Annotated in this window: 17 protein-coding genes; 13 read left to right on the top strand and 4 right to left on the bottom strand. The window is 63.0% G+C overall.

All coding sequences use genetic code 11. The features are described from left to right. Positions 1 to 64: 64 nt before the first annotated feature. Positions 65 to 1,783 (top strand): ABC transporter ATP-binding protein, encoded by a 1,719-nt coding sequence (locus H7B90_RS16180; RefSeq protein WP_185136933.1) that lies wholly within the window; start codon positions 65 to 67, stop codon positions 1,781 to 1,783. A gap of 72 nt (positions 1,784 to 1,855) precedes the next feature. Here H7B90_RS16180 and H7B90_RS16175 read toward each other — a convergent pair whose 3' ends face one another. Next, positions 1,856 to 2,908, bottom strand: a complete 1,053-nt coding sequence (locus tag H7B90_RS16175) for an ABC transporter substrate-binding protein (RefSeq protein ID WP_185136932.1) — start codon at positions 2,906 to 2,908, stop codon at positions 1,856 to 1,858. A 281-nt stretch (positions 2,909 to 3,189) separates the two neighbouring features. Between H7B90_RS16175 and H7B90_RS16170 the strand changes: the two genes are divergently transcribed. From H7B90_RS16170 to H7B90_RS16155, 4 genes are all read left to right on the top strand, one after another. Then, positions 3,190 to 4,236, top strand: a complete 1,047-nt coding sequence (locus tag H7B90_RS16170) for a FecCD family ABC transporter permease (protein WP_185136931.1) — start codon at positions 3,190 to 3,192, stop codon at positions 4,234 to 4,236. After that, positions 4,233 to 5,261 carry a FecCD family ABC transporter permease gene (locus H7B90_RS16165; RefSeq protein ID WP_185136930.1) on the top strand — a complete coding sequence of 343 codons (1,029 nt, stop codon included), beginning with the start codon at positions 4,233 to 4,235 and terminating at the stop codon, positions 5,259 to 5,261. Before H7B90_RS16170 ends, H7B90_RS16165 begins: the two co-directional genes overlap by 4 nt. Positions 5,262 to 5,464: 203 nt before the next feature. Beyond that, positions 5,465 to 6,160 carry a response regulator transcription factor gene (locus tag H7B90_RS16160; RefSeq protein WP_185136929.1) on the top strand — a complete coding sequence of 232 codons (696 nt, stop codon included), beginning with the start codon at positions 5,465 to 5,467 and terminating at the stop codon, positions 6,158 to 6,160. Then, positions 6,150 to 7,274, top strand: a complete 1,125-nt coding sequence (locus tag H7B90_RS16155) for a sensor histidine kinase (protein WP_246578478.1) — start codon at positions 6,150 to 6,152, stop codon at positions 7,272 to 7,274. Before H7B90_RS16160 ends, H7B90_RS16155 begins: the two co-directional genes overlap by 11 nt. 223 nt (positions 7,275 to 7,497) lie before the next feature. Here the strand turns inward: H7B90_RS16155 and yicI are convergent, their stop codons facing one another. Continuing rightward, positions 7,498 to 9,822, bottom strand: coding sequence for an alpha-xylosidase (yicI, locus tag H7B90_RS16150; RefSeq protein ID WP_185136928.1), 2,325 nt, complete (start codon positions 9,820 to 9,822; stop codon positions 7,498 to 7,500). Positions 9,823 to 9,953: 131 nt separating this feature from the next. Here yicI and H7B90_RS16145 point away from each other — a divergent pair, with 131 nt between their 5' ends. Continuing rightward, a complete protein-coding gene (locus H7B90_RS16145) occupies positions 9,954 to 10,943 on the top strand; it encodes an AraC family transcriptional regulator (protein ID WP_185136927.1) in 990 nt (329 codons plus the stop codon). Positions 10,944 to 11,017: 74 nt separating this feature from the next. Here H7B90_RS16145 and H7B90_RS16140 read toward each other — a convergent pair whose 3' ends face one another. Continuing rightward, on the bottom strand, positions 11,018 to 11,335 hold the full coding sequence (locus H7B90_RS16140; protein WP_185136926.1) for a DUF2627 domain-containing protein: 318 nt from the start codon (positions 11,333 to 11,335) through the stop codon (positions 11,018 to 11,020). Positions 11,336 to 11,543: 208 nt separating this feature from the next. Between H7B90_RS16140 and lpdA the strand changes: the two genes are divergently transcribed. The 6 genes from lpdA to lipB all read left to right on the top strand — a co-directional run bounded on the left by lpdA (position 11,544) and on the right by lipB (position 18,082). Then, positions 11,544 to 12,980, top strand: coding sequence for a dihydrolipoyl dehydrogenase (gene lpdA, locus H7B90_RS16135; protein WP_185136925.1), 1,437 nt, complete (start codon positions 11,544 to 11,546; stop codon positions 12,978 to 12,980). A gap of 150 nt (positions 12,981 to 13,130) precedes the next feature. Next, positions 13,131 to 14,165, top strand: coding sequence for a thiamine pyrophosphate-dependent dehydrogenase E1 component subunit alpha (locus H7B90_RS16130; RefSeq protein ID WP_281421303.1), 1,035 nt, complete (start codon positions 13,131 to 13,133; stop codon positions 14,163 to 14,165). A 1-nt stretch (position 14,166) separates the two neighbouring features. Further along, positions 14,167 to 15,153: an alpha-ketoacid dehydrogenase subunit beta gene (locus H7B90_RS16125; RefSeq protein ID WP_185136924.1), complete on the top strand. Its 987-nt coding sequence runs from the start codon at positions 14,167 to 14,169 to the stop codon at positions 15,151 to 15,153. Between the two features lie 22 nt (positions 15,154 to 15,175). Then, positions 15,176 to 16,600, top strand: a complete 1,425-nt coding sequence (locus H7B90_RS16120; protein WP_185136923.1) for a dihydrolipoamide acetyltransferase family protein — start codon at positions 15,176 to 15,178, stop codon at positions 16,598 to 16,600. Positions 16,601 to 16,772: 172 nt separating this feature from the next. Further along, positions 16,773 to 17,258: a CBO0543 family protein gene (locus H7B90_RS16115; protein ID WP_185136922.1), complete on the top strand. Its 486-nt coding sequence runs from the start codon at positions 16,773 to 16,775 to the stop codon at positions 17,256 to 17,258. Positions 17,259 to 17,374: 116 nt separating this feature from the next. Further along, positions 17,375 to 18,082 (top strand): lipoyl(octanoyl) transferase LipB, encoded by a 708-nt coding sequence (lipB, locus tag H7B90_RS16110; RefSeq protein ID WP_185136921.1) that lies wholly within the window; start codon positions 17,375 to 17,377, stop codon positions 18,080 to 18,082. Here lipB and prli42 read toward each other — a convergent pair. Continuing rightward, the gene (gene prli42, locus H7B90_RS16105) at positions 18,045 to 18,140 is read right to left on the bottom strand and encodes a stressosome-associated protein Prli42 (RefSeq protein WP_185136920.1); all 96 of its coding nucleotides are present in this window, start codon (positions 18,138 to 18,140) and stop codon (positions 18,045 to 18,047) included. The genes lipB and prli42 overlap by 38 nt on opposite strands. An 81-nt stretch (positions 18,141 to 18,221) precedes the next feature. Between prli42 and H7B90_RS16100 the strand changes: the two genes are divergently transcribed. Further along, positions 18,222 to 19,355, top strand: a complete 1,134-nt coding sequence (locus H7B90_RS16100) for a M20/M25/M40 family metallo-hydrolase (RefSeq protein ID WP_185136919.1) — start codon at positions 18,222 to 18,224, stop codon at positions 19,353 to 19,355. Positions 19,356 to 19,473 lie beyond the last annotated feature (118 nt).

The raw sequence follows: 19,473 nt of genomic DNA, 5'->3' as shown, positions 1-19,473 counted from the left end.
GGAGATAGACAGAGCCGGACGCGAGCCGGCCGAGCCGCAACCGGCATTTTGGAGGTGCTTTTTTTTGATCCGCCGCTTCTTCTCTTATTACAAGCCTTATCGCGGTTTATTCATTCTCGACTTCGGCTGCGCCGTCTTCGTCGCCCTGCTGGAGCTCGGATTCCCGATCGCCGTCAACCATGTCGTGGACGAGCTGCTGCCGGGCAAGGATTGGTCTCTCATCCTGTGGGCCTGCGCCGGGCTGCTCGCGGTGTACCTGGTGAACACGTTCATGCAGTTCGTCGTTAACTACTGGGGCCATATGCTCGGCATCAACATCGAGACGGACATGCGCCGGAAGCTGTTCAATCATATCCAGAAGCTGTCGTTCCGCTTCTTCGACAACAACAAGACGGGCCATCTCGTCTCCCGGATGACGAACGACCTGATGGAGATCGGGGAGGTCGCGCATCACGGCCCCGAGGACCTGTTCATCGCGGCGATGACGCTCGTCGGCGCCTTCGTCGTCATGGCGAACCTTCATCTCGAGCTGGCGCTCATCACGTTCGCGGCGGTTCCGATCATGATCGCGCTCGCCGTCTACTTCAACGGCAAGATGACGAAGGCGTTCCATCGGATGTTCGCCGATATGGCCGACTTTAACGCGAGAGTCGAGGACAACGTCGGAGGCATCCGCGTCGTGCAGGCGTTCTCCAACGAAGAGTTCGAGAAGAAGCTGTTCGCCGAGAACAATCTCCGTTACCGGATGGCCAAGCTGGTCGCCTACAAAATCATGGGCAAAAACTCCTCGCTCAGCTACATGCTGATGCGGCTCGTCTCCTTGCTCGTCATGATCAGCGGCGCCTGGTTCGTGCTTCACGACCAGCTCAAGTACGGGGAATTCCTCGCTTTCTTGCTGCTCGTGAACGTCCTGTTCCGGCCGATCGAGAAGATCAACGCCATCGTCGAGAGCTATCCGAAGGGAATCGCCGGGTTCAGGCGTTACGTCGAGCTGCTCGAGACCGAGCCGGACGTCCAGGATTCGCCGAATGCGAAGGACGTCGGCCATCTGCAGGGCCATATCCGTTACCGGGATGTCACGTTCGGCTACGAGCCCGGCTCGCCGACGCTGTCCAAGATCAACCTGTCGATCCGGGCGGGGGAGACGGTCGCGTTCGTCGGACCGTCCGGAGCCGGCAAGACGACGCTGTGCAGCCTGCTGCCGAGGTTCTACGAGGTGGACGAGGGCTCGATCTCGATCGACGGCATGGATATTCGCGGCCTGAAGCTCGAATCGCTCCGCCGGCAGATCGGCATCGTCCAGCAGGACGTCTTCCTGTTCGCCGGCACGATCCGGGACAATATCGCCTACGGCAAGCTGGGGGCTAGCGAGGAAGAGATCTGGGAGGCGGCCCGCCGGGCGCGACTCGAGGACTTCATCCGTTCGCAGCCGGAAGGCATGGACACGATCATCGGCGAGAGAGGCGTGAAGCTGTCGGGAGGACAGAAGCAGCGGCTCGCCATCGCCCGCATGTTCCTGAAGAATCCGCCGATTCTGATTCTGGACGAAGCGACCTCCGCCCTCGACACGGAGACGGAAGCCGCCATCCAGCAGTCGCTCGCCGAGTTGTCCGCCGGACGGACGACGCTCGTCATCGCCCATCGTCTGGCCACGATCAAGAACGCGGACCGGATCGTCGTCGTGACGGAGGACGGCGTCAGCGAGCAGGGCCGGCACGAGGAGCTCGTGGAGGCGGGCGGCCTGTACAGCCGCCTGCACCAGGCGCAGTTCGGAACCGCATAGAGACGCGCGGCCGCAGACCAAAGAACCGGGCTTCCCCGAGGGGAAACCCGGTTCTTTTGGTTCCGCGCTCGTTTATTTGCCCGCTTGAAGCAGCATATCCACGAACAGGTCGATCTGCGCCGTGACGGCGATCGGATCGTAGCGGTAGAACGTGTCGAAGTCGTTGAAGAACGCCCGGTTGTTGCGGACGGCGGGGACGTTCTTCCAGATCGGGGATTCCTTGAGCTTCGCCAGCTGGTCGCCCTTCTTCTCCGGATCGTAGGTCGTCAGGAACATGTAGTCCGCCGCGTAGTCCGGAAGCGTCTCGAGCGAGATCTGGACCGTCTGGTTGTCCCCCTTTACCTTCTCGGGCAGCTTCAGCTTCAGCGCGTTATAGACCGCCTGGCCGCCGCGGCCGGCGTTGTCGCCGAAGATCCACAGCTCGCCCTTGTCCGTCAGCTCGTACAGGCCGACCGTCGCGTTCTCGTCGACGACGCCCTTGATCTTCTCCCGGCCTTCGGCCGCCTTCTTGTCGAAGTCGGCGAGGAACGCCTCCCCCTTGTCCGGGGCGCCGACGAGATCGCCGAACAACCGGACGGTCTCGTAGATGTCGGTCGCCGTGCCGTACGGAATATGCACCGTCGGAGCGACCTTGGACAGAGCCTCGTAATTGGCGTCGTACATGACGACGATCAAGTCGGGCTGGAGCGCCAGCGCCTTCTCGGGATCGACTTCCGCGCCGACGTCCTTCGCGTCCTTGAGCCGGTCCTTGATGAACGGGTTGGCGAAGGCGGTCGGCTCGACGCCGACGACGTTCGCGCCTACGGAGAGCAGTTCCCCGCCGTAATAGTCGGTAACGATGCGCTGAGGCTTGACCGGAATCCGTATGTCGCCTTTATCCGTCTTGTAAATCCGGAAGCCTTCCGCGGCGGAGTCGGACGAGGCGGACGCGGAGGCCGAAGGCGAGGGGCTCTCGGGGGAAGCGGAAGGCGAGGACGAAGCCGACGCGGAGGCGGACGGTTCGTTGTCGGAGGCGCTGCCGCCGCAAGCGGAGACCGTCAGGCTCAATAAGAGCAGAAGCGGGAGGGACAGCCATTTGGATATGGATTTGAATTTGGATGACAGTATAGACGATTTGGCGTGCATGCGAGCAACCGTTCCCTTCTCTTTGCGATATCGATAATCATTCTCAATGGGGACTATAGCAAACGCGCCTTCCGGATGTCAATACAGAAATAGGGGAGCTGCTCATTCCGCAATGGCGACTATCGAGGGGGCCCGAAGGGCGAAGGGGAGACGAGGCCCTGGCGCAAGCGCGCCGAGCGGCGATCCGGCATTGACAGCCGAAGCGAAAGTAAGGTATGCTACTTGGGAAATTGTGATAATCATTCTCAATAAGATGGAACGGAAAAGAAGGTATCGTCCCGATGACCCCCTCTTCGCAATCGATCGCGCAGGGAACCCCCAAGCTGCGTTCAAGACCGCTGGCCGCGACGCTCATCATCGTCGGCGGACTCGCGGCTCTCGTCTTGTGCATCGCCTTGTCCGTCGCCGTCGGCGCCAAGGACATTCGCTTATCGACCGTATGGGAGGCGCTCGTCCGGTTCAACCCGGATCTGGACGCGCATCAGATCGTCCGGTCGCTCCGCCTGCCCCGCGCGCTGACGTGCGCTCTCGTCGGCGCCGCCCTGGCGGCCGCGGGCGCCATCATGCAGGGCATGACGCGCAACCCGCTGGCGGACCCGGGCTTGCTCGGCATCAACGCGGGCTCCGGCCTCGCGATCGCGATCTGCTTCGCTTTCGTTCCCGGCTTGCACTTCCACCAGCTCATTCTCGTCTCGTTCCTGGGCGCCGCCTTGGGCGCGGGACTCGTCTTCGGCATCGGATCGCTGTCGCGCGGCGGCATGACCCCGGTCCGGCTCGCCCTCGCCGGCGCGGCCGTCATGGGGCTGCTGAACGCGCTCAGCGAAGGCATCGCCTACAAGTACCGGATCGGCCAGCAGCTCGCGTTCTGGATGTTCGGCGGAACGGGAGGGTCGAACGTCCTCCAGGTCGGCTCGATCGCGCCGTGGATTCTGGCGGGACTCGTCGGGGCGCTTCTGCTGTCCCGGTCGATCACGCTGCTCAGCCTCGGGGACGAAGCGGCGTCCGGCCTCGGCGTTCGCATCGGCCTGACGAAGCTGCTCTGCGCCGTCGTCGTGCTCGTGCTCGCCGGCGCCTCGGTGGCGACGGTCGGCGCGATCAGCTTCCTCGGCCTCGTCGTTCCGCATATCGCGAGGTTCCTCGTCGGCGTGAATTACAAGTGGATCTTGCCGTGCTCGGCCGTCCTCGGCAGCCTGCTGTTCGTGCTGGCCGACGTCGCGGCGCGGATGATCAATCCCCCGCAGGAGACGCCCGTCGGCGCTTTGATCGCCCTGATCGGCGTTCCCTTCTTCCTGTTCCTCGTGCGCCGGGTGAGGAGGGAGATGTCATGACCGCTAACGACTTCCTGCGGAAGGCCGGACGCCGCCGCGCGGCGCGCGCATGGACGCTGATCGCGGTTCTGGCCGTCCTCGTCGTCGTCGTCTTCGTCGTCAGCATGAATTCCGGCTTCATCCGGCTGTCGCCCCTGTCGGTGGCGAAGACGCTGTTCGGCGCCGGGACGGACAAGGAAGAGCTCATCCTGTTCGAGCTTCGCCTTCCCCGGATCGTCCTGTCGATTCTGATCGGGGCGGGGCTGGCGATATCCGGCTGCGTCCTGCAAGGGATCACCCGCAATCCGCTGGCCGATCCCGGCATTCTCGGGATCAACTCGGGGGCGGGGCTCATGATCGCCATCGTCGTCGCCTTGTATCCGGAGCTGCTCGGCTCTTCGATCTTCCTGCTGCCGTGCCTGGCCCTGATCGGGGCGCTCGCGACCGCCGCGCTGCTCTATCTGCTTGCGCGCAAGAAGGGCGAGGGGCTGTCGCCCACCCGGCTCGCGCTCGTCGGCATCGCGCTCGCCTCCGGCATCTCGTCCGCGATGATCGTCCTGACGATGAGCCTCAACCCGGAGCAATACCAGTTCGTGCAGAACTGGCTCGTGGGCAGCATCACCGGAACGAGCTGGAAGTTCGTCCTCGCCTTCCTGCCCTGGGTCGTCGTCCTCGTTCCGTTCGTCCTGTACAAGGCCAAGACGCTGAACGTCCTGAGCCTGGGCGACAGCCTGGCGACGGGACTCGGCATGCGGACGGAGCGGGAGCGGGTCGCCCTTCTGGTCGCCGCCGTCGCCTTGGCGGGCTCCTGCGTCGCGGTCGGCGGCGGCATCAGCTTCGTCGGCCTGGTCGCTCCGCATCTGGCGCGGCATCTGGTCGGCTCGAAGCATCAGGCGCTCGTCCCGGCGACCGCGCTGACGGGAGCGCTGCTCGTTCTGGCGGCCGATACGGTCAGCCGGACGTCGGGCATGCCGACCGGCATCGTGGTGGCCGTCCTCGGCGCGCCGTATTTCCTTTATCTGCTGGCTCGCGCGAGATCGAGATAATGAATACGTCCGTCGAATTCCGCGAGAAGGGCCGAGAGGCCTTTCTTTTTTCGTGGAAGCTCCGGTCCGCTTCGTTGCGGCGGGCCGGGGGATTGTTTAACTTTTTCTTAAACATCCTAAAGATTCCGTAACCCCCTGGGACAAGCGCTGTTCGCTCGGCTATAGTAAGAGAAGAACTTCGCATTCGCATAGGAGTGTTGCCCATGAACCGCCGCATTCTCATCGTCGACGACGACCGCGAAATCGCCGGCCTCATCGAGATCTACCTGAAGAACGAAGGCTACGACACGGCCACCGCGCACGACGGGGAAGAGGCGCTGGCGAAGCTCGACAGCGAACCGTACGATCTGGTCGTGCTCGACATCATGATGCCGCGCATGGACGGGCTGGAAGCCTGCCGCCGCATTCGCCGCAACCGCGAGATTCCGATTCTGATGGTGAGCGCCAAGGCGGAGGACATGGACAAGATCTTCGGCCTCATGACGGGGGCCGACGACTACATGATCAAGCCGTTCAACCCGCTGGAGCTGCTCGCCCGCGTCAAGTCGCTGCTCCGCCGATCTTACCAATACAACCGAACCTCCTCCGACGAGCCGGACGACGGCGTTCTCGAGATCGGGCCGCTGCGCGTCGACAAGAGGTCCCATCACGTCGAAGCCGACGGGAAGCCGATCCGCCTGACGTCCACCGAGTTCGGCATCCTATATCTGCTGGCCGCCAGTCCGGGCCGGGTGTTCAGCGCCGAGGAGATTTTCCAGCAGGTGTGGAAGGAGAAGTACTTCGAGTCCAACAACACGGTCATGGTTCATATCAGCAAGCTGAGGGACAAGCTCGAGCAGGAGACGGGGGACAAGCTTATCTCGACGGTATGGGGGGTCGGCTACAAAATTGACGTCTAACTTCGCTCTCTCGCTCGTGCGGCGTCTCGTCCTGCGCATGCTGCTCAGCGCGGGCCTCGGCTTCGTGACCTTGTTCGTCGTGTACGCCGTGCTCCAGAGCGCGTACCGCAACTATTCGTTCCTTCGGCCGATCATGTACCAGGTCTACTGGCTTCTCGCCCGAGCGTTCGGAGAACCCCTTCTCGCCTACCTCGGCTTCTTCCTGATCGCGATCGTCTACATGGTCGCGTTCTTCTGGCGGGACTTCAAATACGTCGGGAGCTTGTACGGATCGATCGCCCACATCGCGGACGGCCACTTCGACGACAAGGTTCCGGTCCGGCCGCACAGCGAATGGGGCCAGATCGCCGTCCAGACGAACCGCCTGGTCGATCGCCTGAAGAGGTCTCTGGACGAGGAGAGGAAGGCGGAGCAGACGAAGAACGAGCTCGTCACGAACGTCTCCCACGATCTGCGGACGCCTCTCACTTCCATCATCGGCTACCTGGGGCTCATCGAGCAGGACCGCTACCGCGACGAGGTCGAGCTGCGCCATTACGTCTCGATCGCTTACGACAAGTCGCAGCGGCTTCACCTGCTCATCAACGATCTGTTCGAATATACCCGAATGCGGCACGGAACGATCTCCCTTCATGCCGTGAAGCTCAATCTGGTCGAGATGATCGCCCAGCTGCTCGTCCATCACCGCATCTCCTTGGAGGAAGCGAAAATGGAGGGCTATCTTCACGCGAAGGAGCCGGAAGTGTTCGTCATGGGGGATCCGGTCAAGCTCGTCCGCGTCTTCGAGAACCTGCTGACCAACGCCATCGCGTACGGCAAGGACGGCCGAAGGATCGACTTCGCCGTGCGGAAGGAAGACGGGATGGCGATCGCGGAGGCGTCCAATTACGGGGAACCGATTCCTTCGACCGATCTGCCCCACATCTTCGACCGGTTCTACCGGGTGGACAAGTCCCGTTCCGAGAACAGCGGAGGCTCGGGTCTCGGGCTCGCGATCGTCAAGAGCCTCGTCGAATTGCACGGAGGCCGGATCGAAGCGGAGAGCGATTCGTTCCGGACGACCTTCCGCGTTCGCCTGCCGCTGGCCGAAGAGCGGCCTCCGTCGAATCCGTAGAGGAGCCCGCGGGAGCTTGCGCCTGCGGAGATGCACGGAGCAAGAAGCGCGGAGAGCCGCGGCAAACGCGACACGCTCTCCCCAAAGGTAAGCGACTCTAAAGCCCCGATCGCAAGTCTGAATGCGAAGGACGCAAACCTGGAAAAAAACGGCCCTAGGCGCTTCTTCGAAGGAAGCGGCCCGGGGCCGTTGCATTTTATTCGCTAAGAGAGAGTCTGCAGCCTTACAGCTTGATGCGGACCTGGGAGCCGACGGAAGCCGGAACGACGACGATGCCGTCTTGGGAGGCTTCGTACGTTCCGCCTTCGACGGAGGAGACGGAGGCGATGCCGCGAAGCAGCAGGCGGACGCCGCTCGACGATCCTTCGGTGGCGAAGACGATCTCGCCGCCCGTGCGCGTGGCCGTCGCGGTCAGCTTCGCCGCGCCCTTCGTATCGGTAACTTCGGCGCGGGCGGCAGCCCCGTCCTGCAGCTCGAACAGATGGAAGGAGACGCCGTCCGCGTATTCGTAATCGGGCCGGTTCTCTTCGGCGCCGACCGCGATCAGCGAGTTCTCGCGGGCGAACAGCGGCAGGCTCATGTAGTCGTAACGCTCGTTGCGCCAGACGCCGCCTTCGACCTTCTCGCCGGTCAGGAAGTGGGTCCACGTTCCCTTAGGCAGGTAGTACGAAGAGGAGCCTTCCTCGTTGAAAATCGGAGCCGCGAGCAGCGAATCGCCCAGCATGTACTGGCGGTCGAGGTAATCGGCGGTCGGATCGTCGCCGAATTCGAGCACCATCGCGCGCATCATCGGGATGCCGAGCCGCGTCGATTGGACGGCCTGCGCGAACAGGTACGGCATGAGGCGCAGCTTCAGCTTCGTGAAGCGGCGAAGCACGTCGACCGCTTCCTCGTCGAACAGCCACGGCACGCGGTACGACGTGCTGCCGTGGAGACGGCTGTGGCTGGACAGCAGGCCGAACGCGACCCAGCGCTTGTACAGGTCCGGCGTCGCGCTCTGCTCGAAGCCGCCGATGTCGTGGCTCCAGAATCCGAAGCCGGACAGGCCGAGGGACAAGCCGCCGCGGAGGCTCTCCGCCATCGATTCGTACGTCGCTTCGCAGTCGCCGCCCCAGTGAACCGGGAACTGCTGGCCGCCGGCCGTGGCGGAGCGGGCGAACAGGGCGGCTTCGCCGCGGCCGCGCTTCTCTTCGAGAACCTCGAAGACGACCTTGTTGTACAGCTGCGTGTAGTAGTTGTGCATCTGCATCGGGTCGGAGCCGTCGAAGTAGACGACGTCGGTCGGAATGCGCTCGCCGAAGTCGGTCTTGAACGAATCGACGCCCATGTCGACGAGGACGCGAAGCTTGTCGCCGAACCACTTGCAGGCCGCCGGGTTCGTGAAGTCGACGATGCCCATGCCGTATTGCCACATGTCCCACTGCCAGACGCTGCCGTCCGGACGCTTCAGCAGGTAGCCGTGCTCCATGCCTTCGTCGAACAGCGGGGACCGCTGCGCGATATACGGGTTGATCCAGACGCAGATGTGCAAGCCCTTCGCCTTGAGACGCTCCAGCATTCCCTTCGGGTCGGGGAAGACGCGCTCGTCCCACTCGAAGTCGCACCATTGGTATTCCTTCATCCAGAAGCAGTCGAAGTGGAAGACGGCGAGAGGCAGGTCGCGCTGCGCCATGCCGTCGATGAAGCTGTTGACCGTCTCTTCGTCGTAGTTCGTCGTGAACGAGGTGGTCAGCCACAGGCCGAACGACCACGCCGGCGGGAGAGCGGGCTTGCCGGTGAGCGCCGTGTAATTGGACAGCACGTTCTTCATCGAGCCGCCGCCGATGAGGAAGTATTCGAGCATCTCGCCCGCGACGCTGAATTGCGTCTTGGACACCTTCTCGGAAGCGACCTCGAACGAGACGAGCTCCGGATGGTTGACGAAGACGCCGTAGCCGCGGTTGGTCACGTAGAACGGGATGTTCTTGTACGCCTGCTCGGAAGCCGTCCCGCCGTCCTGGTTCCAGATGTCGACGACTTGGCCGTTCTTGACGAAGGCGGAGAACCGCTCGCCGAGGCCGTACACCGTCTCGCCGACGGCCAGGTTCAGCTGCTCGCGGAAGTGATGGTTGCCGTCGTCGGCCTTCACGAACGCCGTCTGGCGGGTGCCGCTGCCCGTCAGCGCGCGTCCCTTGTACGTGTAGGAGATGGAGACGGGGTGCGCCTTCGTGATCTTGACGGTCGTATCCCCGCTCGTCAGGCTGACGAACTCGTCGTTGTTCTCGATCGAGACCGGCGCGCTGCCTTCCGTCAGAAGCGGGAACGAGGACGGGCCGGAGCGCTTGCGCCCTTTATGATGGTAGAACTTCGCCTTGATGACGTCCTTCATCGGAGAAGAGAACTCCATCGTCATAAGCGGTTCGTTAAGGGTGTTGCCGCGGTGCTCGAGATGGCGGTGCGTCGCGAACACGGTGATGGAGTCGGCGCCGACGCGCACGTCGTGAATTTCGTAAGGGCTCAGAAGCTGGTAACCTTCTCGGGTCATCCAATAGCCGTCGCTGAATTTCATGGGAATCGGACATCCTTTCTTGGCAAGGGTCGAAAATCGCTATACACTATCAGTATAATGATGCTGATGTTGAATATCTTGCAGAATTACGCTTACATTTAACACGATTCTGATATTCGGAGGGCCATTTCATGGATAGAAGACATCTTCGCGAGAACCGCAGCCACGGAACGCCGGATTTCCCGGTCGGCCTCTATTCCATGGAAGGGCAGACGGGCGACCCTCTTCTCGAGAGCCACTGGCATGAGGAGGCGGAATTCCTGCTCGTGGACGGCGGCCGGGCGCTGTTCCGCGTCGGGTTGGCCGAATACGAGCTTCAGGCCGGAGAAGCGATCTATATCGCGGGCGGAGAGCTGCACGGCGCCTTCGGGGTAGACGGGGAGGCTTGCTCGTACCGGGCGATCGTGTTCGATCTCGACTGGCTGATCGACGCGCGGGACGGCATCTCGTCGAGGTTCCTGCAGCCGCTCCTCCGCGGACGGATCGGGCTAAGCAATCCGATCACCCGGCGAACGGCGGGAGGGGCGGCGATCGAGCATCTCGAACGGCTCGTCTTATTGGAGCATTCGGACGACCCGGCCCGCCAGATGAGGGTCAAGGGAGGGCTGTATCTGCTGCTCGCCGAGATCTGGTCCTCCGGCGAGTGGAACGCGCGCCAGACGGCCTCTCCCGCGGAGCTGCGGTCGATCGAGCGGCTGAAGGACGCCCTCACCTATATCGAGACCCACTTCGGCCGCAAGCTGACCGTCCGGGAGCTCGCGGCCGAAGCCGGCATGAGCGAAGGGCACTTCAGCCGCATGTTCAAGTCGTTCATGCGCAAGACGCCGGTCGAATACGTCCATCATTTCCGGCTTCGGCACGCGGCGGCGCTGCTCGCCGAATCGGACCGGACCGTCGGGGAAGCGGCGGCCGAAGCCGGCTTCGACAACTTCAGCTATTTTAGCAAATCGTTCCGGACCTTATTCGGCTGCAGCCCTTCGGAATACCGCCGTTCGGCCCGGAAGGCGGCCGATCCCGGGGCTTCCGGCATTCGCGGAGCGGAGGGGGGCGCGGCGGGAAGCAACCCGGACATGCCAAAAAAGCCCTTCTCGCCGTCGGCGGGAAGGGATCTCGATTCGTAGCGGATAGGCGCGTTCCGCCGGCCGGCGGAATCGCGGAGGATGTTCGAATAAGCGCGGGATCGCCGTCTGTTCCGTTATTCGGCCGGTCCTCCGTTGCCGTTCGTGGCGCGGGGAGGCCTCGGCCTCTTGGGGCGGAAGCGGGAGGACAAGTAATTATGCTTGCGGTCGCGGAAGAAGATCCAGCCTCCGATGAATCCGACGCCGACGAGGAAGAGGACGAATCCGAGGGCGAAATCGAGCCAAGCGAACTTGGGCGTCGGCAATTCGACGTTGCCCAATTGCGCGAAATAATCGAACAGGGCATCCTTCATAAGGAGAAAACCGTATGCCGCGAGCAGCCCTGGAATGACAAGCAAAAGAATGGCGATCAGGCGGGAAATGACAAGCTTCACAAAAGCGGCCCTCCTTCCATTCCTTATATCATACCGATTTTGGCGGAATCTGTCCATATCATGCAGCAAATCGCAAGCAGCCGGGAACGAGGCGGGACGGAAGATTCAAGGGCCGAGGGACTTTGCCTGAGACGGTCCAAAAAAGGTAGAATAGAGAACGTAGGTACATAGTCGAGCAGTGAAGTGCGACGATCGGAGGAAGACGAACATGCCAATCGAGGTGGATGTCGCCGTATTGGGCGGCGGACCCGGAGGATATACGGCGGCGGTGAGGGCGGCTCAGGCCGGCAAGACCGTCGCGATCATCGAGAAGGACAAGCTGGGAGGCACTTGCCTGCACAGAGGCTGCATTCCGTCGAAGTCGCTTCTGCGCAGCGCGGAAGTCTTCGCGACGATCCGCGAAGCGGCTTCCTACGGAATCGAGGTGCCCGGCCAGGGAATCTCCGTGAAGTGGGAAGGCGTCGCGAACCGCAAAAGCGCGATCGTCGAGCAGCTGCACAAAGGGCTGCAGGCGCTGATGGCGCAGCACCGGATTCAGGTCGTTCGCGGGAACGGAAGGATCATGGGGCCGACGATCTTCTCTCCGCGCAGCGGAGCCGTGGCGGTGGACCTGCCGGACGGCGAGTCGGAGACGGTCGTTCCCCGCAGTCTGATCATCGCCACCGGCTCCCGGCCGCGCCGGCTGGAGGGCTTGCCTTACGACGGCGAATTCGTCGCGACGAGCGACGAAGCGCTCGAATGGCCGGCTCTGCCGGCATCGGCGATCATCGTCGGAGGCGGCGTTATCGGCGTCGAATGGGCGTCGATGCTGAGCGACTTCGGGACGAAGGTGACGCTCGTCGAGACGGCGGAGCGGCTCGTGCCGGGCGAAGACAAGGACGTGTCGGCCGAATTGGCCAAGCTGCTCAAGAAGCGCGGCGTGGAGATTCACGTCGGCGCGAAGCTGGACGTCGGCTCCTGCAAGGTAGAGGGAGGAGCCGTCCGGGTCGAGATCGCCGTTAAGGGCGGCACCGCGGCGCTGTCCGCCGAGCGGATGCTCGTGTCCGTCGGGCGGCAGGGCAACGTGGAAGGCATGGGCTTCGAGAACACGGACGTGCGGACGGAAGGCGGCTTCGTCAAGGTGAATCCGGCCACGCTGCAGACCGGCGAACCGCATATTTACGCGATCGGCGACTGCATCGGGGGCGTTCAGCTTGCGCACGCGGCGATGCACGAAGCGGCGGTGGCGGTCGACCATCTGCTCGGCCGGGCGGACGGCACCGTCCGGGCGGCGGACCGGGATATTCCGCGCTGCATCTACTCCCGTCCGGAAGCGGCCTCGATCGGCTGGACGGAGGAGGGAGCGAAGGCGGGCGGGCTCGACGTGAAGACGGCGCGGATTCCGCTGCGCGTCCTGGGCAAGGCGCTCGTGCACGGGGAGCCGGACGGCTTCGCGAAGGTCGTCGCCGACAAGGCGACGGGCGACCTGCTCGGCGTGCACCTCGTCGGCGCGCGGGCGACCGACCTGATCGCGGAGGCCTCCCTGGCGAAGCTGCTGGACGCGGTTCCGTGGGAGATCGGCAGGGCGATCCATCCGCATCCGACGCTGTCGGAGGCGCTGCAGGAAGTGATGGCGGCGCTGGACGGCGTGGCGGGCCACGGCTGATAATCGATAGAAGGGAGTCCAATCCGGGAAGAAGTTCGTTCGTCCCCGGGTTGGACGTTTCTTTTTGCCGCGGGTCGGAGTATAATAGTCGTTAAGTTCAAGTATTAAGACCAGGTTATAACACTAAACCATAGCCAGGAGGGACGCGCCTTGACCCAATCGGGCTCCGTGAAGAACCATACCCGTCACGCCGCGCTAGGCTTGACGGACGAACAAGCCGTCCGCATGTACGAATTGATGCAGCTCGCCCGCAAGTACGACGAACGCGGCCAGCTGCTGCAGAGAGCAGGCAAGGTGAACTTCAACATCTCGGGCATCAACCAGGAGCCGTCCCAGGTGGCCATGGCCTTCGCGATGGACACGGAGCGGGATTGGTTCCTGCCTTACTATCGCGATTACGCCTTCGTGCTCTCCGTGGGAATGACCGTGAAGGAGCTGATGCTGGCGCTCTTCGGGAAGGCGGAGGACCCGAACAGCGCGGGCCGGCAGCTGCCGGGCCACTTCGGAAGCAAGCGGCTGCGCATCGTGACGGGTTCGAGCCCGGTTACGACGCAGGTGCCGCATGCCGTCGGATTCGCGCTGGCCGCCAAGATGCGCGGAGAGAATTCCGTCTCGCTCGTCTCCTTCGGCGAAGGGTCGAGCAACCAGGGCGACTTCCACGAGGGCTGCAACTTCGCCGGCGTTATGAAGCTGCCCGTCATCTTCGTCTGCCAGAATAACGGGTACGCGATCTCCGTCCCGCTCTCGAAGCAGACGGCCGGCCGCATCAGCGACCGCGCGCTCGGTTACGGCTTCCCCGGCTTCCAAGTGGACGGGAACGATCCGCTGGAGGTTTACCGCGTGTTCAAGGAAGCCCACGACCGCGCCCTCGCCGGGGAAGGACCGACCCTCATCGAAGTGGTGACGTACCGCGTCACTCCGCACTCCGCGTCGGACAACGACCTGGCGTACCGGACGAAGGAAGAGGTCGAGCACCATCGCGCCAAGGACGGCATCCCGGCGTACCGCCGGTATTTGACCGACATCGGCTTGTGGAACGACGAGAAGGAACAGGAGCTTCTGGCCCGCATCCGCAAGGAGATCGACGAAGCGACCGAATACGGCGAGCGCGCTCCCTTCCAGTCCGTGGAGGACGCGTTCCGCTACGTGTACGCGGAGACGGACGAAGCAGGGGAGGTGCGCTAGAATGCCGGTTCTTGAATATATCGAAGCGATCCGAACCGCGATGAAGGAAGAGATGGAGAGGGATAGCCGGGTGTTCGTCCTGGGCGAGGACGTCGGGCTGAAGGGCGGCGTCTTCGGAGCGACGAAGGGACTGCAGCAGCAGTTCGGCGAGATGCGTTCCCTCGATACGCCGCTGGCCGAGTCCGCGATCGCCGGCGTCGCCATCGGGGCGGCGATGGCGGGCATGCGCCCGGTCGCCGAGATGCAGTATTCCGACTTCATGTTCCCCGCCACGAACCAGATCATCAGCGAAGCGGCGAAGATCCGCTACCGCTCGAACAACGACTGGGATTGCCCGATCGTCATCCGCGCTCCCATCGGAGCCGGGGTGTTCGGAGGCCTGTATCATTCCCAGTGCCCGGAATCCGTCTTCTTCGGCACGCCGGGACTGAAGATCGTCGCGCCGGCTACGGCATACGACGCCAAGGGACTGCTGCTCGCGGCGATCCGCGACCCGGATCCCGTCCTGTTCTTCGAGAACAAGAAGTGCTACCGCCTGATCGCGGACGAAGTGCCCGAAGGGGAGTACACCGTTCCGATCGGCAAGGCGAGCGTCATGCGCGAAGGCTCCGACATCACCGTCATCGGCTACAGCATGCCGCTGCACTTCGCGATGCAGGCGGCCGACGAGCTGTCGCGGGAAGAAGGAATCGAAGCCCATATCCTCGACTTGCGCACGATTCAGCCGCTCGACCGGGAAGCGATTCTCGAGGCGGCCGCCCGGACGGGGAAGGTGCTGATCGTTCACGAAGACAACAAGACGGGAGGAGTCGGAGCGGAGGTCGCGGCGATCATCTCGGAAGAGCTGCTGTTCGATCTCGACGCCCCGATCCGCCGCGTATGCGGACCGGACGTGCCGGCGACGGTATTCAATCCTCCGGGCGAGAAGCACTTCATGTTGAACAAGGACAAGTTGAAGGCCGCCATGCTGGACTTGGCCCGATATTAACGGCCCGAAGGGAGAGAAGCCGATGCCTAAGCAAACGATAGAGATCGTCCTGCCCAAGTTGGCGGAATCGCTCGTGTCGGCCACCGTCGATCGGTGGCTCAAGGAGCCGGGCGATCAAGTGGACATGTACGAGCCGCTGTGCGAACTGATAACGGATAAAGTGAACGCGGAGCTTCCTTCGACGGCGAAGGGAACGCTGGTGAAGATTCTGGTGGGAGCCGGGGAGACCGTCGACGTCGGCACGGCGGTGTGCTTGATCGAGACGGAAGCATCGGGCGACGCCGGCCCGCCGGAAGCCGGCGCGTCCGGCGGGCATGCCGGCGGCGCTTCAGCGATCGGATCCGCCGGAGCGGAGCGGGCGGCGCCGGCAGCTAGCGTCTCTTCGGCGCCCGAACGTTCGTCCGCGCCGCTCCTGCCCGCCGCCTTCGACCCGAACGCGCCGATGCGGCACCGCTATTCGCCGGCGGTCCAGAAGCTGGCCGCCGAGCACAGCATCGACCTCGGCCGCGTGCGCGGCACCGGCATGGGCGGACGCATCACGCGCAAGGACGTGCTGGAAGCGGCGGCGACGGGAACCGCGGGCTTCGCCGCCGCGGGGACGCCGGCTCCCGCGGCCGCGTCGGCGGCCGAGAGGGAAGCGCCGAAGACGCCGATGGACCCGAAAGTGCCCGTACGTTCGACGGGGCTGCACCTGTCCGAGACGCCGCGCATTCCGACGGTCGAGGTCGAAGGGCAGGAGCTTCCGGGACGCGGCGAGTACTTCATCGACGTGACGCCGATGCGCAACACGATCGCGACGAAGATGCGTCAGAGCGTCAGCGAGATTCCGCACGGCTGGATGATGATCGAGGTCGACGTGACGAATCTCGTGCTGCTGCGGAACAGGCTCAAGGAAGAGTTCAATCGCCGGGAAGGCATCAACCTGACCTATATGCCGTTCTTGTGCAAGGCGACGGTCAACGCCATCAAGGACTATCCGATCATGAACTCCGTGTGGGCGACCGACAAGATCATCGTCAAGCGCGACATCAATCTGTCGCTCGCCGTCGGCACCGAGGACTCGGTCATCACGCCGGTTATCCGGAACGCGGACCAGAAGAACATCGCGGGCCTCGCGCACGAGATCCACGATCTGGCCACCCGCACGCGTCAGGGCAAGATCAAGCTGAACGACCTGCAGGGCGGCACGTTCACCGTGAACAACACGGGCGCGTTCGGCTCCATTCTGAGCCAGCCGATCATCAACTATCCGCAAGCGGCGATCATGACCTTCGAATCGATCGTGAAGAAGCCGGTCGTCATCAACGACATGATCGGCGTGCGGTCGATGGTCAATATCTGTCTGTCGCTCGACCACCGGATTCTCGACGGCGTCATCTGCGGACGGTTCCTGCAGCGAGTCAAGGAGAACCTGGAGAGCTACAATCTCGATACGAAGCTGTATTGACGTTCCGGCTCGACCGGCCGCTTCGTCCTATCGAACCAACCGGACCGCCCAGGCTTACGGCGCGCTATCGCCGCCGGCCTCGGGCGGTTTTTTTCGCAAGGGAATGACGATTGTAAGACTGCGAAATAGCCGATACTGTGGCTACTCCAATCAATCGAGGTTCCGTTCTTCTATGACCAAGGAAATAATCATCGTGATCGCGGTCTGGATCGTCTCCGGCGCGCTCGTCGTTCTCTCGACTCCTCGGCGGAAAATCCGGGAAGCGCTTGTCGTCTTTTTGTATATGCAGATGCTGACCTGGTTCTTCGGACTTCTCGTCGCGCAGTACCGCTTGATCGAATACCCCGTTCGCGAGTTTTCCTACGCTACCCGAAGCAGCTTTTCGTTCGAGTTTTTTATCTATCCCGCCATCTGCGTCGTGTTCAATATGAGATATCCGCAGACCAAGGGCATCGTTCGCGGGATTCTGTGGTATCTGTTCTTCCCGAGCTGGATGACCGCCATCGAGAAGCTCATCGAGGACCGGACCCGCCTCATCGATTATATTCATTGGGAATGGTACTGGACTTGGATCACGCTGTTGATTACCTTCTGGTTGTCCCGGGCGTTCTATCTTTGGTTTATCCAAGAGAGAACGGGAGGAAAGAGAAGGCCTTAGGACGCGGATCCGTTCCGGCGCCCGATCTCCTAGCGTTTGCGGCTGCCGGGCAGGTGAGCTACAATCAAGAGGAACGAATCACGGGAGAGGCCGGAACAACTAGAGGAGGAGAGGGAATGACCCGCACGCTGGAGACCGTTCGCTTGTCGAGAATCGATTACGGGGAAGCATGGGAGCTGCAGAAGGAGCTCGTCTTGGAGATCGGCCGGGAGGAGAGATCGGACACGCTTCTGCTTCTGGAGCATCCGCCCACCTACACGATCGGGACGGACCGTCATCCGGAGCATCTGCTCTACGGGCCGGAGGAGCTGGAGCGGCGCGGCATCCGGGTATACCAGATCGATCGCGGCGGAGATATCACGTATCACGGTCCCGGACAATTGGTCGGGTATCCGCTGATCTACCTGGACGCCGCGGGTCTCGACCTGCACGCTTACTTGCGCTCGCTGGAGGAAGCGATTATCGGCTTGCTGGCCGAATTCGGCATCGCCGGAGGCCGGAAGCCCGAGTATACGGGGGTATGGGTAGGCGACGCGAAGATCGCCGCCATCGGAGTGAAGTTCAACCGGGCGAGGACGAGGCGAGGATTCGTGACAAGCCACGGCTTCGCCCTGAACGTGAAGAAGAACGTGGAAGCGGACGGCTTCCAAGGCATTATTCCGTGCGGAATAACGGAATACGGCGTCACCTCGCTGGAGACGCTGACCGGGCAGACGCTCGACGTCGAGACCATCGGGGAACGGCTGCTGCCGCACTTCGCGCGCGTATTCGGCTACGACGGCGTCGTCAGCCGAGAAGGGAGCCGAGCGAAGCAAGGATCGTAGAAGCGATCATGGCGAACAGCATGACGTAGACGACGATTTTGAACCAGCGTTTGTTCATCGGATTCATCCTTTTCTTCATCGGGTTATGGGAAGACCTATACGGTTATTGTAACGCATTTCGGACAGGGGAGGAAACGGTATGGCGGCGCGCGAGAGAATATTGAACGAATTCATGGAGCTGGTCCGGATCGACAGCGAGACCGGGCATGAGGGGGAGATCAGCGTCGTTCTGCGCGGCAAGTTCGAAGCGCTCGGCCTGGAAGTGACCGAGGACGACGCGGCGGCGGCGACGGGCCACGGAGCGGGCAACCTGTTCGCGTGGCTCCCGGCGACGGCAGGGTGCGAGGGCGTTCCGCCCATCCTGTTCACCTCGCATATGGACACGGTGACCCCGGGCCGGGGCATTCGGCCGAGGCTGGACGACGACGGCTACATACGAAGCGACGGAACGACGATTCTCGGGAGCGACGACAAGGCCGGGCTCGCCGCCATGCTCGAAGCGATCCGGGTTATGCAAGAGGAGAACGTCCCTCACGGGCCGATCCAGTTCGTCATCACCGTCGGCGAGGAATCCGGGCTCGTCGGCTCGAGGGCGATGAGCGCCGACCGGCTGAAGGCCAAGTTCGGCTTCGCGCTCGATTCCAACGGCCAGATCGGCGACATCGCCACGGCCGCACCGACGCAAGCCAAGATCTCGATCGTCGTCCGCGGCAAGTCCGCCCATGCGGGCGTGAATCCGGAGGACGGCATCAGCGCGATCGAGGTCGCCTCCAAGGCGATCTCGCTTATGAAGCTCGGGCGCATCGATCACGAGACGACGGCGAACATCGGCAAGATCGAAGGCGGCGGACCGACGAACGTCGTCTGCGATTACGTGAAGATCGACGCCGAGGCTCGCAGCATCGCGCAGGAGAAGCTCGACCGGCAGGTCGCCTCGATGCGGGAAGCGGCGGAGGCGGCCGCGAAAGAATACGGGGCGGCGGTCGAGTTCGAGAGCCGGATCGTCTATCCGAGCTTCGGCTTCGGAGAGGACGACGAGGTCGTGAGAATCGCGAAGGCGGCGATCGCCGCGATCGGGGAGAAGCCGCGCGCCTTCTCGTCCGGCGGCGGCAGCGACGCCAACGTGTTCAACGGCAAAGGCGTGCCGACCGTCAATCTCGCCGTCGGCTACAAGGACATCCATACGACGAAGGAGCGGATCAAGGCCGACGATCTGGTCAAAGTCAGCGAACTGGTCGTGGCCATCGTCCGGGAGACGGTCAAGTCCGCGTAATGCAAGTAATTGGGGCAGGGGACGTCGGCATTGGAGACCCCGCTCGCAGGCGCAGGTGCTTTGAATGCCGATTTTTTCGGCATTGGAGACCCCGCTTGCAGGCGCAGGTGCTTTGAAT

The sequence above is a fragment of the Cohnella xylanilytica genome (genome assembly GCF_014212175.1).
In the GTDB taxonomy this organism is placed as follows: Bacteria; Bacillota; Bacilli; order Paenibacillales; family Paenibacillaceae; genus Cohnella; species Cohnella xylanilytica.
This window is presented reverse-complemented; position numbering and strand designations above follow the sequence as displayed.